The sequence below is a fragment of the Dysgonomonas sp. Shenzhen-Wh21 genome (genome assembly GCF_043392705.1).
Lineage (GTDB): Bacteria > Bacteroidota > Bacteroidia > Bacteroidales > Dysgonomonadaceae > Dysgonomonas.
This window is the reverse complement of sequence record NZ_JAIXHZ010000053.1, coordinates 1-13783: the sequence shown is the minus strand read 5'-3', so window position 1 is coordinate 13783 and position 13783 is coordinate 1. Positions and strand designations below refer to the sequence as shown.

The window sequence follows — 13783 nt, the reverse complement described above, 5'->3', positions numbered from 1 at the left end:
AGATGATAGAAGATAAAGACAAAATAAAGGATCTATTCTCCTCAAAGTTGAAAGACTTTGAGCCGGAAGTGCCTGCATCCCTATGGGGTGGGTTAGATCAGCTTTTGTCTCAGCAGGCAGCACCTGCTGACCCATCTTCTGCGTCTAGCTCCACCTCTTCTTCTTCGGGTTCTTCTGTTGCAACAGCCTCTAAGGTATCTCTAATAAAGACTGCATTGATAACAGTAGGTGTTGCTGCGGCAGTTGTTACCGGTGTATTACTTATTCCGAAAGGTAGTAATTTGGTTGTACCCGAAGAGCCAAAAGTAGCTACAATAGAAGAAGCTATTCAGGATACAATCAAGCTTGATGATACAACATTCGTGATTTCTCCACGACCTGCGATAAGACCTATTATAGCAAGAGCCGAGCTGCAGGAGAAGAACGCAGTTGTTGATGTGCAGGTTTCAACTCCTTCACAAGATCCGGATAAAGAATCGATTAAACCGGAAAAGAAAGAAGAAGTAAAAGAGAAATCTTTGCGCAGTAGTGACGATCATAAGGTGGTGCAACTCTTGCCGAAAAAGAAATCGGGTCCAGGTCTTTCTGTAGGGTTGTCTACTAATTCAGCTTTATTTGGGCAAGATATCAGTCAAAGTGGTGGACGTTTATTATTCTCTTATCCTACCAGAGGCAGATCTTTCAATGATGCCCTTGCTAAAGAAAATAAAGAATTTAAGTTGCAACATAGTTTGCCGATTTCATTCGGATTGAAGGTTTCTAAAAGCATTACTCCTAATTTATCTTTAGAAACAGGTATTGTCTACACTTATCTTTCTTCTAAGATAACGTCAAATAGTGCCTTTAATATTCGAGAGAATCAATACTTCCATTATTTGGGGGTACCATTAACGTTGAATTATAAATTCTATGAATTGGGTAAGGCTAAATTTTATTTATCTGCCGGAGGGATGGTGCAAAAAGATATTAAGGGGCAGTATGAAAGTAAGATAGCGTATACAGAATCTACCCTTATTGTTATGGGGCTCCCTCGAGATCTGTATTATTCAGAGCCATACTATATAAAAGAATCAATAAAACAGGCTAATCCTCAATTTTCTGCAAATGTAGGGATAGGAGGTGCATATCCTATTTATAAAAAATTGTATCTTTACGGAACGATTGGAGGTGCTTATTATTTTGATGCCGGAAATAAGTACTCCACAATATACTCAGATCGAAAAATTCAATTGGATTTTAATCTGGGTGTTAAGTTCGATTTTTAATATTTACGAATAATTAATTTAAAACATGAAAACATCAATACTAAAATTGATCTGTGGGGTATTTGCTGTAGGGCTTTTATTTTCTTCTTGCCTTGGAGACAGCGATAATAAGATAAATATTAACAATGACTATGTTTTTGTAACCACCAAGAACAGCATGAAAGTAGCCGCTGTAGCAAGTTACAGAACATGGATCGTTACGGATCAGGTAAATGCCTCGAATACTATCGAAGGACAGTACTATACGATGGGTTATTCTATAAATACTTCTCAATCATTGGGTAATGGAGTTTATCAAGGAACCGATTATGGCCAACCTTTGGTTAGAATAGAACAAACCAGTGTAGCCGTTAAAGCTCCGGATAGAGTAGATGACTTTAACCCAACGACATTCGCATCTCCATTTCCTTATCCGATAAAAGATTTTTTTGGAGACGGATGGGTTTTTGGAGCTCAGGCACAATTGAAGGAAGGAACTGTTGCAGATATGTATTTTTATTATGACCCTTCTAATCAAAAAGAAGAAGTCAATGGTGTAGTTCAAGAAATAGGAAATAATAAGATAATTATCGATGTTAGATTTGGAAAAAGACTTGAAGGTAATGGAGCTCTAGGTAGTAGAGCTGTATTATATGTAGCGAAAATGACGCAATTAAGATCGTATTTCCAATATCAGAGTGGAAAATTCAGCTTCAATAATGAAAAAAGCGTTGCTATCCCTATAAAATTCCGTTATAACAAGACCGTTACAGAAAATGGGCAGGATGTTGTAAAAGAAACATTAGATGGAAATTGGAACACCGACTCATCTGCCAAATATCTCCTATACTTTGAGTCAGCATCCTGATAAATAGTATATGATGAAATATATGAGAAGGCACAACAATCAAAAAGTTGTGCTTTTTTGTTATAAATAAGTTTTATATTAATATTAAAAAAGACGATAAGGAATGATTGAAGTTGTAGAAGAGTATTTACCTCAGATTATAGCGTCAGTTTTTATTATATTACTAACGCCACTATCTAAATATGTATCAAGAAAGATAATAATAAAATATGGACAACTAACCTTAAAGGCTGAAGCCCGAATATTTCAAATAATACAGGTAATCAATATACTGATTAATTTTGTTTGTGTTGTTGCGCTTGCAATTATATGGGGAGTACAACCTCAGAATATGTTGGTTGCAGTTTCTTCTATATTTGCTGTTATTGGGGTTGCTTTGTTTGCGCAATGGTCTATCCTTAGCAATATTACGGCTGGCATTATAATTTTCTTTTCGATGCCGTTCAGAATAGGTGACAAAATACATATTCTTGATAAGGATACCCCGATAGAGGCTATAATAGAAAATGTACTTACTTTTCATACATACCTCAGAACAATGGATGGAGAACAGATTATAATACCTAATTCTTTATTTCTTCAAAAAATAGTATCGGTTGGTAAACCGAAAGAAGAACAATGAAATAACAACAAGCGATTTTTTTTCTATATTTGTGTATCTATAGTTAAAAAATATTTCAAGATATGTCGATAAATAAAGTAATACTGGTAGGAAATGTAGGGAAAGACCCCGATGTAAAATATTTTGATAACGGAAGCGTTGTTGCTAACTTTACGTTGGCTACTACCGAAAGAGGCTACACTGCTGCAAACGGAACTCAGATACCTGACCGTACAGAGTGGCATAATATTGTCTGCTGGCGTGGCTTGGCTAAAGTCGCAGAGCAATTTGTGAGAAAAGGGACTCAGGTATATGTTGAAGGGAAAATTCGTTCGCGTACTTACGATGATGCCAATGGAGTGAAGCGTTACGTTAATGAGATATATGCAGACAATCTTGAACTATTGGGAAGTCGTAAACGTGAAGGAGGAGACTCTCCTGCCGGCTATGGTTCATCTACGGGGTATGGTTCGGATAACACACCGACAGAGAATACAGGGTATCAAACCCCTCCAATGATGGCAGAGGAGGATGACCTGCCATTTTGATTTAGTAGATACTGAAAGATATGTGTAATGCTTCCTTAGAGGAAGTGTATAGAATAAAATATAAAACTGAACAGATTAAGTAAAATAGTAGCCACTGTTTGATTAATCTGTTCTTTGTATTGTTACGATGAAAATATTAAGTATTCTTTTTTTTGTTTTTACATTTACTTTAAGTTCCTGTAGCGAATATACTCCTAAGCCTATTGGATATGCTCGTATAGAAAAGGTGGCGGCTGACACTGTTAGGTTACAAGCTTCCGACTTCTCTTTTCTATACTCCTCACTCGCAAAAATAGAATACTTGAATCCCGAAGTTAAAAATGAGGTTTGGTTCAATATTTATTATCCGACATACAAAGCAAAAATTTATTGTACCTATATTCCTACTAATAATAAAGAATTACCTAAGATGCTTGACGATAGTCATCAATTGGCATATAGCCATGCGGTAAAAGCGGAGAGCATATCACAAACTCTATTTTCTGATTCGCTAAAACATTTATCAGGCTTGATATATGATATAAAAGGCTCTGTTGCATCTCCTGTCCAATTTTATGTGACCAATAACTCTTCAAAATTTATGAGAGGTGCGCTATATTTTGACGATGCTGTAAAATCAGACTCAATCGCCCCTGTCGTTGCTTTTTTGCGTGACGATATTGTTCGCATGATGGAGTCGCTGCAATGGTAGTACGGTAATGAAATTTAGAAATAAAAACCGGAAAGTTTCTTCTGTTTATATCTTGCTTTTTGCGATAGGTATTAGCCTGTTTACTTACCTCGACTTCGCCGACTTGACTATACCTTATGATAATGCATACTCCATATTTATGGTGAAATCGTCATACTCCGATATCGTAAAGATTACCGCAAAAGATGTTCATCCACCCCTCTACTATTGGGGACTCAAAGCATTCAATGCGATCTTCGGAGACACAATCTTTTCATTAAGGCTCTTTTCCGCGTTGGGCATATTTGCTACATTCTTGCTAGGGTACTTTCTTATAAGAAAGCACTTTGGAGAGAGAGTGACACTTGTATTTATCTCCCTTCTCATCATGTTTCCCGTTACGCAATATTTGGTAATAGATATACGGATGTACTCATGGTCTATGTTTTTTGTATTGGCTTGTGCTATTTGTGGCTATAAAGTATACTTGGAGGGGTGTTTCCGCAATTGGGGGGTGTTTCTAATAACCGGACTTTGTGCTGCCTATTTGCATAACTATGGACTGCTGAGTGTTGTGGGCATTTATATTTTCCTACTTGTATTTTTAGTACAGAAAAAGAAGGAGTGGAGGCGTTTGATTTACTGTGGAATAATATTCTCTGCTTTGTATGCTCCTTGGCTTTTACAACTGATATGGCAGTTTTCGGATGTAGCTAACGAGTATTGGATAAAACCGCTGACATTAAACGATCTGTTCTTAAACATCTATTATTTTTATTCTCCTAAAGAGGTTTGGAGGCCATTTACCGATTTTTCTAAAATACAGATGATGATAGGACTCATTATTGTGATGGGTATCCAACTGCTAATAACACTTAAGGTGTTATGCTCGGGGATTAAAAACAGAGATGAAAAGACTTATCTGGCGATCATTTCTTTTTTGGTATTCCTTCTTCCTATTTTAATAGCGGCTCTGATTTCAATATTATATGTGCCAATATTGGCGAGCCGTTATATGACATGTTCTTTCGGCCTTTTCGTTTTAAGTATGGCATTTGTTTTTGACAAGGCATACGAGTATCCGATTTACAGACGGTTGACGAATGTATTTTTTGTATTATTGATTTTTGTAGGAGGCATTCGGGTATATTCAGGGGTGAAATATTACAACGAAACAGAATCTTTATATCATAAAATACGTGAGTTTACTGCCAGCAATCGAGAAAAGTCGATTCTTCTCGCCGCTGATTCTTCTTACTCGGTAATGCCAAGCTTGCAGATTATTGTTCCCAACAATCATTTTTATATCTTGAATAGAGCTGTTGATAATGATTTCAGCCCTTTTGTATTTCAAAAAATAGATTCTATACCTCTTTGTGATTTTATATTGGTGCACCATGAGCCTAAAGAAATTAGTGCAGACTTTAGGAAATATCAACATCAGCTATCAAAACGCTATATTTTTTCAGATAGCATAAACGCTCTTGATTCTTATCTTTATAAGCTAAAACTGAGATAGATTAATAGTCATCATAGTAGGTGGTTTTCTCTGGTTCGCCATATATGACACCAACCACTATTAGTCCGGCTCCACCTATAATGCCTAATGTTGTATATAAGGCATCATTATTGGCGGGTTTTTCTACATAGAATAGATCCCCACGATCTAGTAATTGATTAAACATCTCAGAAGGTTTTGCTTCTGTTCTTATCAGGCTCGATAAATAGAAGTCTTGCTCAAAAACCATCGGTTTATCGGGTTGAGAATAAATGGTCAAATAACTTTTAAAAGCCAATGGAGTATCGGTTTGATCAAAGTCTCGTCTTCTGATTTTTAAAGCGACGTCTCCTTGCCCTCCCATTGTTGCATTCTTATAACTTTTCTTATTTATATGATCAAATTTGGGGCTTAAGATTAAAGGTATTTCACTTACCATAGTTTGTGGAGGAATAAAACTTACACTCTTTGGGAGCGATGCTGCCCCACTAAAGCTGCCCCATGAAGATGAGCTATTGTTAGCAACACTATCCCAATCTCCAGAGTAATTAATTTCTTCTCCCGAATACGTTGTCGCTACATTATCTATGATAAGTGCAGATTTGCCCCAGTCTACATATAGTGGCTTGTCAGATTTATTGAATACCGTGATTTGTACCGGACCATCCTGTCCCTTAAAACAATAAGCAATCCACAGACTATCCGTTTCTAAAAGAAAATCTCCATTATCTACTTTTTCTACGTACTCGTTAGGTGTGTTTAGGGTAGAGTAGAAAAATGTAGAACTACATGATGTGAAGATTAAAATTGTAGATAATGTAAAAAACAAATATTTCATCTAAGTCTATTTTTTGTATTCATTATTGGTATCAAAAGGTTATTAGAGAATGGCTGCTCTCTTTGAGATAAAGGTACAAAAGATATTAACACAAGCAATATGTTTGAAAAAATATTAGCAGGTACTTTTTTCCTTTTCTAACATCTGCTTTTTCTGAAAAAAGAGGTTGCAGCTATTTACTGCAACCCCATACTGATATTATATATATATGTGTAAGGAAGAATTATTCAGGTCTGTCGGCCATGGCGGTTAATTTACCCTTTGTTTTCAGGTTTTCCATCAGTACTTTATCGCCATCTTCAAGATCTACAATTGTGTATTTCCCAACTCCGCATATTTGCATTTCATCGAGAGCGTCTACCAGATTTTTATAATTGGATTTTTCTGTTGGCTTTATCAAAACAATAAGCCCATCCTTTGATTTTTTTACATTGCTAGACATTTCTTTAAATTCCTTTTCAGTGATTTGTTTTTTATAACGTTTTTGTCTCAACTCTTTTATCTTAGACATGTTTGCGTTGTTTCGGGTTAGCAACATATTGCGTAAACCAAGAGTGTTTGTTTCTTTCAATGATGTATAATCTTCATAATTTGCTAAGCCTTCATAATAGTAAACCTTATCATTCTCTCCCAAAATCACTGTTACAGATTTTGAGTCGGGCACAGGTTGTTCTCCCTTATCTGTTGGCATAGCTACATCCATTATTTGAGGAATGCTTAATGTTGTGCAAAACATGAAGAATGTAATCAGTAAAAGATTCATGTCTACCATCGGAGTAAAGTCTACTCTTAATATCTTGCGTTCAGGTCTGCCTTTTTTAGTTTCGCTCTTACCTGTAGTATCTATGTTAGCCATAATATTTATTCTTTAAGAGGTTAAACATCTATTTTTACTTAATAGAGATAACAGATGTTGAATTTCCATAAATTACTATGACTTTTTTTTTAGATAAATTATCTTTGTGCCTCATCTAATCTTTTAGATCCAAATGAAGCAAAGAATAATCCTATATTTGACTGTATTTTTCTATTTCGTTCTTCTGTTCCTTATCGGCAAAATTCTGTTTACTTTTATACATGCCTCTTTGGGAGGGGGTGTTTCGGCAAAAGATATGCTTGATATACTGTATAATGGTTTGCCTCTCGATTTGTCGATGAGCGGATACCTCACAGTACTTCCTGCACTTATCCTTATTGCGTCTATTTGGATCAAACCTCAAATCATAGCACGAGTATACAATATTTACTTTGGGATTATATTGTTGTTGATAGTAATAATAACGGTTGTCGACCTTGTTGTATATCCATATTGGGGATTTCACTTCGACTCTACGGTTTTTCTTTATCTGAAAAAGCCAAAAGAAACTTTTGCAAGTGCCTCTGTTCTCGACTTCGTATTTGGCATACTGGGTATGGCTATATATTTTGTAGTATCTTACCTAGGATATATGTATATTATAAGAAAGCAAGTCCTTAATTTTACGGTTCCAAAGAGTATCGCTAAATCTTGTATTATGCTCGTCGTTCTGCTGGCGGCACTCTTTCTTCCTATCAGGGGTGGGGTTACTGTATCTACTATGAATATTGGTCAGGTATATTATAGCGACAATATGTTCTTTAATCATGCGGCTATCAACCCCGAATTCAACCTGATGGCGTCATTCTTTAAATCTGATAATTTTGCTTCGCAATATCAATTTTATGATAAAAAAGAGGCTGAAAAGGTGTTTGCTCAACTAAATTTTCAGCCTAAAAGTGATAGTGTTCCTAGACTATTGAAAACAGATAGACCTAATATCATATTGTTTATTCTCGAGAGTTTTTCTGCAAATGTGGCTTTAGATTCTGTTGTGGCTCCTAATATGAGTCGCTATGCGAAGGAAGGCGTGTTCTTCAAAAACTTCTATGCAAACAGCTTTCGCACCGATCGGGGACTTGTTTCTATTCTGAGCGGTTATCCTGCACACCCTACTGTGGCTATAATGAAATATCCGCAAAAGACAGGAACGTTAGCTACTATCCCCAAAGCATTGAAAGATGCAGGCTATAATAATCTCTCTTTTTATTATGGTGGTGATGCTGATTTCGCTAATATGCGCTCTTATTTTGTAGGAGCATGCGGAATAAAAGACATTGTCTCTGATAAAAAATTTCCTTTGAGCGAGCGCCTTACCAAATGGGGAGTTCCTGATAAGTTTTTGATAAACAGGCTGCACGAAGATCTACTCTCAAAAGAGCAAAGTGAACCTTACGTCAAAGTTGTGCTTACCCTTAGTAGCCATGAGCCATTCGATGTGCCCCGAGCTGGATTCAAAGAACCGTTTCTTGATGCAGTACATTATACTGATGAGTGTCTGGGCAATTTCGTAGAACAATTGAAGAAAACAAAACAGTGGGATAACACCTTGATTCTCTTCGTTGCCGATCATGCAATGCAGTCGTATCCCAAAGGCTTGAGCAATAGCGATCCGGAGCGTTTTCGTATTCCTCTTATATGGATAGGAGGCGCTATAAAACAGCCGGTAACAGTTTCATCTTATGCTTCGCAAAATGATATAGCTACAACTTTGCTGTCTCAGTTAAACTTAAAACATGATGACTTTAAGTTCAGTAAAAATATCCTAAGTCCCGAAGGTAATAAATTTGCATTCTATTCTTATGTCAATGGCTTTAGCATGACAGACTCTACGGGAATGGTAACTTACGATAATGATAAGCAAAGCATTATTCATCATAAAGGCGATGTGACTGATTTGGAGAAAAAAGCCAAATCATTTTTTCAGATGATGTATCTTGATTTGGGTAATAGATAAGAGTTCTTGTTTTTTAGTTTGTTTATACTGAAATGTTTAAACAATATTTTATATCCAAGCGTTATTTATTATAAAATAAAATGGAGGGCTTTAACATGAGAACAATACTTGTACTGACCGCTATCGTTATTCTAGGATTTAGTTGTAAAGCGGGAGACAGCCTGACAAAGCAGCAAGCCATTACTAAGCTGACAGAAAAAATAGAATCTACAAACTATACTTTTGTCCCTCAAACGGCTTTGCCGATGAGTGGGAAATCAATAAGTTTGAATTACTCGTACTCTCTTAAAGTATCTAAGGATACTATAGATTCTTATCTGCCATATTTTGGCAGAGCATACACTGCGCCAATTTCACCAACGGATGGAGGAATAAAATTTGCAAGTAAAGATTTTGACTATTCTGTTACAAAGAATAAAAAAGGGATGTGGGATGTTTCTATAACTACAAAAGATACTCCACGCAAATACGCTCTCAGCCTCTCTATCGGAGACTCCGGATATGCTACCTTAGTAGTGAATGAAAATAATAGACAACCAATCTCTTTTTACGGAAAGATAGAATAATTAATAATATTTCGCTTTGATCAGCCGTTTTTTTAGCATAAAAGTAATATATTTGGAAAATTATTAGTTATTTCGCACCCTTAATAAGGGGTGCCAAATATTTTTTAGTCTATTTTTATGCAAATATCCTTCACTGCAAAGCAGATTGCTACAGTCTTAAATGGAACTATTGAAGGGGATTCTTCAGTTGAAGTGAATAATTTTTCACGTATAGAAGACGGTAAACCCGGGACATTGACATTTTTAGCAAATCCCAAATATACCCATTACATATATACAACAGACGCCAGTATCGTATTGGTGAATAATGATTTTGTAGCAGAACGTCCGATAAAGGCAACGCTGGTGCGTTGTTTTAATGCCTATGCAGCTCTTGCCATATTATTGGATATGGTAGAGAAAATGAAACCTCAGAAGAAAGGAATAGAAGCAATGTCTTTTGTTGCAGATACTGCTAAGCTCGGCGAAAATGTATATGTGGGAGCATTCTCATATATTGCAGAAGGTGCAGTAGTGGGCAATAATTCGAAGATATATCCACAATCTTATATTGGAGACAATGTTACAATCGGGGATAATACAATCATCTATCCCGGAGTGAAAATATATCAAGGATGTATTATCGGTAATAATTGTATCATACACAGTGGTGCGGTTATCGGAAGCGATGGCTTTGGTTTTGCACCCGAAGGTGAGATATATAAAAAGATTCCTCAGATGGGTATTGTACGCATTGAGGATGATGTGGAAATAGGAGCAAATACAACTATCGATCGCGCCGTGATGGATGCGACTGTTATACATAAAGGGGTTAAGTTAGACAACTTGATTCAGATTGCACATAATGTTGAAGTCGGAGATAATACAGTAATGGCGGCTCAGGTCGGCATATCCGGCTCTACTAAAGTCGGCAAACACTGTATGTTTGGTGGACAGGTAGGATTGGGCGGACATATTACCATTGGTGATAATGCGAATATAGGTGCTCAGTCTGGTATAATAAGCAATATTGCACCCGAAGCAAAAATACTTGGGTCCCCGGCAGTACCAGTGAAAGATTTCTTCAGATCAAGTATCATATTTCCTAAATTACCTGAAATGTACAGGCAGTTAGCCCAGTTACAAAAGGAGATTGATGCATTGAAAGCAAATAAACATGAATAATATATTTTAAAAAAATGAGCAAACAGCACACTCTGAAAGGCAGTTTTACATTGCAAGGAAAAGGGCTGCATACAGGATTACCTATAAACATAACATTTAATCCTGCCCCGGACAATCACGGATATAAAATAAAAAGAGTAGACCTGGAAGGTCAACCTATAATTGATGCAGTTGCCGAAAATGTAGGAAATACGCAGCGTGGTACTGTTCTTATAAAGGATAATGTGCAGGTGAGTACTATAGAGCATGCTATGGCTGCTTTGTATGCTCTTAAGATAGATAACTGTCTTATTGAAGTGAATGCTCCTGAGTTTCCGATATTGGATGGGAGTTCGATACAATATGTACAGGGAATATTCGGAGTGGGAACCGAAGAGCAAACAGAGGAAAGAGACTATTTTGTTGTTCGCAACAAGATGGAAGTGGTGGACGAGGAAACCGGCTCTAAACTGACTCTATTGCCTGACGATCGTTTTTGTATCAACTCGTTTATTGAATTCGAATCTAAATATATTCCGAACCAATCGGCTACTCTCGAAAATCTTGCTGATTTTCCTAAAGAAATAGCCAACGCAAGAACTTTTGTTTTTGTGCGTGAAATACAAAAGCTGCTTGAAGCCGGATTGATAAAAGGTGGAGACCTTGATAATGCAATCGTTATTTATGAACGCCAAATATCTCAGCAAGATCTTGATAGTTTAGCTGATTTGCTTGGTGTACCATATAAAGATGCTACAGAGCTTGGTTATTTGAATAACAAGCAAATAATGTATCCGAATGAGCCCGCTCGCCACAAACTATTGGATATAATAGGAGATATGGCCTTGATAGGAAAACCTATCAGAGGCAGAATTATTGCTACCCGTCCGGGACATAAGATCAATAATAAGTTGGCGCGTTTAGTTCGCAAACAGATTAAATTGAATGAAGTCCAGCCACCTGTATATGAGCCTAATAAGCCTGCAGTGTTTGATATAAACAGAATTAAAGAGCTATTGCCTCACAGGTATCCGTTTTTGATGGTGGATAAAGTGATTGAGGTAGGGCAAAAACATATTGTAGGTATAAAAAATATTACAACAAACGAACCTTACTTTCAAGGCCACTTTCCTCAAGAACCGGTTATGCCCGGAGTATTGCAGGTAGAAGCAATGGCACAGGTAGGAGGATTGTTGGTTCTTTCTCAGATTGATGAGCCGGAAAGATACTCTACCTACTTTCTGAAAATAGATAATGTAAAATTCAGAAGTAAAGTAGTGCCGGGAGATACGCTGATTTTCAGACTGAATATGATGTCTGAGATTCGCCGTGGAATTGCCAACATGAAAGGGTTTACTTTTATTGGTGACAGGTTGGTTTCTGAAGCTGAGTTTACCGCGCAAATTGTAAAAAATAAATAATTAAAGTATTATGTCAAACATATCGAATCAGGCTTATGTACACCCGGAAGCTAAAGTGGGTGAAAATGTAACAATTGAACCTTTTGCCTTTATTGACAAAAATACAGAAGTTGGCGATGGCACTATCGTTATGTCGGGTGCTAATATAAGAAACGGAGCCCGAGTAGGAAGTAACTGCCGCATATTTCCGGGAGCTGTAGTAGGCGGAATACCTCAGGATTTGAAATTCAGAGGAGAGGAAAGCCTTGCAATAGTAGGAGATAATACTACAATAAGAGAGTGTGTTACCATAAATAGAGGTACAGCTTCGAAAGGATATACTAAAGTAGGTAATAACTGCTTGCTGATGGCATATAGCCATGTTGCACATGACTGTGTGCTGAATGACAATATCATACTAGGTAATGCTACTCAGTTGGCAGGAGAAGTAGAGGTAGAGCATCATGCAATATTGAGTGGCGGAACACTTGTACATCAATTTACTCGTATCGGGGCACATGCCATGATACAGGGTGGAACCCGTTTAGGGAAAGATATTCCTCCGTATATTATTGCAGGACGCGAACCGGTTTGCTTTTCCGGAGTAAATCTTGTAGGATTACGCAGACATGCTTATAGCAATGAAAAGATAAATGAAATACAAGAAATATACCGTGTAATCTATCAGTCGGGATTCAATTTTTCTGATGCAATCAATAAGATTGAGAGTGAATTTGAAGAAACACCTGAGATGAGACTGATTGTTGATTTTGTTAAAGGTTCGCCACGAGGCATTGTCAGGGGTTATTTGGGGTAAGTATTGTAAAAAGAATAAATTGTAATCCATTTAGATGTTCTAAATGGATTATTTTTTTATAAAAATATTGTACCTTTGCACCCTCAATTTATATATATGCAAAATATTAGAAATATTGCGATTATCGCACACGTCGATCATGGTAAGACTACTCTTGTTGATAAGATGCTTCTTGCCGGACAATTGTTCAGAGAAAATCAATCTTCAGGCGAATTAATACTAGACAATAATGATTTGGAACGTGAGCGAGGAATTACTATCCTTTCTAAAAATGTTTCGATTAATTATAAAGGAACTAAAATCAATATAATAGATACACCCGGACACGCCGACTTTGGTGGCGAGGTTGAACGTGTATTGAATATGGCTGATGGTTGTTTGCTGTTGGTCGATGCATTTGAAGGCCCGATGCCTCAAACCCGTTTTGTATTGCAAAAAGCTATACAGATGGGGTTGAAGCCAATTGTGGTTATTAATAAAGTGGATAAGCCCAACTGTCGTCCTGATGAAGTGCACGAGATGGTTTTCGACTTGATGTTCAGCCTCGACGCATCCGAGGAACAGCTGGACTTCCCTACCATCTATGGATCTGCGAAACAAGCGTGGATGTCGGATGATTGGAGCAAACCAACAGAAGATATAACTCCATTGCTGGACGCTATTGTAAAATATATTCCGGCTCCTGAATATTTAGAATAGTCTAATGATGTAATCAACATTTGCGGTGTTCCTTCCAAATATTCAGGAGCCGGAATATATTTTACAATAGCGTCCAGC

The 13783-nt window shown here is 37.0% G+C and carries 13 protein-coding genes and 1 pseudogene; 12 read left to right on the top strand and 2 right to left on the bottom strand.

Going from position 1 to position 13783, the window contains the following annotated elements:
* Positions 1 to 2: 2 nt before the first annotated feature.
* The 6 genes from LDB17_RS03280 to LDB17_RS03255 all read left to right on the top strand — a co-directional run bounded on the left by LDB17_RS03280 (position 3) and on the right by LDB17_RS03255 (position 5450).
* Positions 3 to 1265: a hypothetical protein gene (locus LDB17_RS03280; protein ID WP_252637269.1), complete on the top strand. Its 1263-nt coding sequence runs from the start codon at positions 3 to 5 to the stop codon at positions 1263 to 1265.
* Positions 1266 to 1290: 25 nt separating this feature from the next.
* A complete protein-coding gene (locus tag LDB17_RS03275; protein ID WP_252637270.1) occupies positions 1291 to 2112 on the top strand; it encodes a hypothetical protein in 822 nt (273 codons plus the stop codon).
* Positions 2113 to 2215: 103 nt separating this feature from the next.
* Positions 2216 to 2734 (top strand): mechanosensitive ion channel domain-containing protein, encoded by a 519-nt coding sequence (locus LDB17_RS03270; protein WP_252637271.1) that lies wholly within the window; start codon positions 2216 to 2218, stop codon positions 2732 to 2734.
* 62 nt (positions 2735 to 2796) lie between these two features.
* A complete protein-coding gene (locus tag LDB17_RS03265) occupies positions 2797 to 3261 on the top strand; it encodes a single-stranded DNA-binding protein (RefSeq protein WP_252637272.1) in 465 nt (154 codons plus the stop codon).
* A gap of 127 nt (positions 3262 to 3388) precedes the next feature.
* Positions 3389 to 3952, top strand: a complete 564-nt coding sequence (locus LDB17_RS03260) for a hypothetical protein (protein WP_252637274.1) — start codon at positions 3389 to 3391, stop codon at positions 3950 to 3952.
* Between the two features lie 7 nt (positions 3953 to 3959).
* Positions 3960 to 5450 (top strand): glycosyltransferase family 39 protein, encoded by a 1491-nt coding sequence (locus tag LDB17_RS03255; protein WP_252637275.1) that lies wholly within the window; start codon positions 3960 to 3962, stop codon positions 5448 to 5450.
* 1 nt (position 5451) lies between these two features.
* On the opposite strand, the gene LDB17_RS03250 is transcribed toward LDB17_RS03255, so the two are convergent.
* Together LDB17_RS03250 and LDB17_RS03245 are read right to left on the bottom strand one after the other, a co-directional pair.
* Positions 5452 to 6267 (bottom strand): hypothetical protein, encoded by an 816-nt coding sequence (locus LDB17_RS03250; RefSeq protein WP_252637277.1) that lies wholly within the window; start codon positions 6265 to 6267, stop codon positions 5452 to 5454.
* Positions 6268 to 6490: 223 nt separating this feature from the next.
* Complete coding sequence (locus LDB17_RS03245; protein ID WP_252637279.1) at positions 6491 to 7123, bottom strand: biopolymer transporter ExbD; 633 nt, start codon at positions 7121 to 7123, stop codon at positions 6491 to 6493.
* A gap of 133 nt (positions 7124 to 7256) precedes the next feature.
* Here LDB17_RS03245 and LDB17_RS03240 point away from each other — a divergent pair, with 133 nt between their 5' ends.
* The 6 genes and pseudogenes from LDB17_RS03240 to LDB17_RS03215 form a co-directional block, all read left to right on the top strand.
* Complete coding sequence (locus LDB17_RS03240) at positions 7257 to 9080, top strand: LTA synthase family protein (RefSeq protein WP_252637281.1); 1824 nt, start codon at positions 7257 to 7259, stop codon at positions 9078 to 9080.
* A gap of 95 nt (positions 9081 to 9175) precedes the next feature.
* Positions 9176 to 9646, top strand: coding sequence for a DUF4251 domain-containing protein (locus tag LDB17_RS03235; protein WP_252637283.1), 471 nt, complete (start codon positions 9176 to 9178; stop codon positions 9644 to 9646).
* 123 nt (positions 9647 to 9769) lie between these two features.
* Complete coding sequence (gene lpxD / locus LDB17_RS03230; protein ID WP_252637301.1) at positions 9770 to 10810, top strand: UDP-3-O-(3-hydroxymyristoyl)glucosamine N-acyltransferase; 1041 nt, start codon at positions 9770 to 9772, stop codon at positions 10808 to 10810.
* A 14-nt stretch (positions 10811 to 10824) separates the two neighbouring features.
* Entirely contained in the window at positions 10825 to 12210 is a 1386-nt protein-coding gene (locus tag LDB17_RS03225; RefSeq protein ID WP_252637285.1) for a bifunctional UDP-3-O-[3-hydroxymyristoyl] N-acetylglucosamine deacetylase/3-hydroxyacyl-ACP dehydratase, read from the top strand.
* Positions 12211 to 12220: 10 nt separating this feature from the next.
* Positions 12221 to 13006 carry an acyl-ACP--UDP-N-acetylglucosamine O-acyltransferase gene (gene lpxA / locus LDB17_RS03220; RefSeq protein ID WP_252637286.1) on the top strand — a complete coding sequence of 262 codons (786 nt, stop codon included), beginning with the start codon at positions 12221 to 12223 and terminating at the stop codon, positions 13004 to 13006.
* Positions 13007 to 13102: 96 nt separating this feature from the next.
* Positions 13103 to 13702, top strand: a pseudogene (locus LDB17_RS03215) (GTP-binding protein); the annotation flags it as partial.
* Between the last annotated feature and the right edge of the window lie 81 nt (positions 13703 to 13783).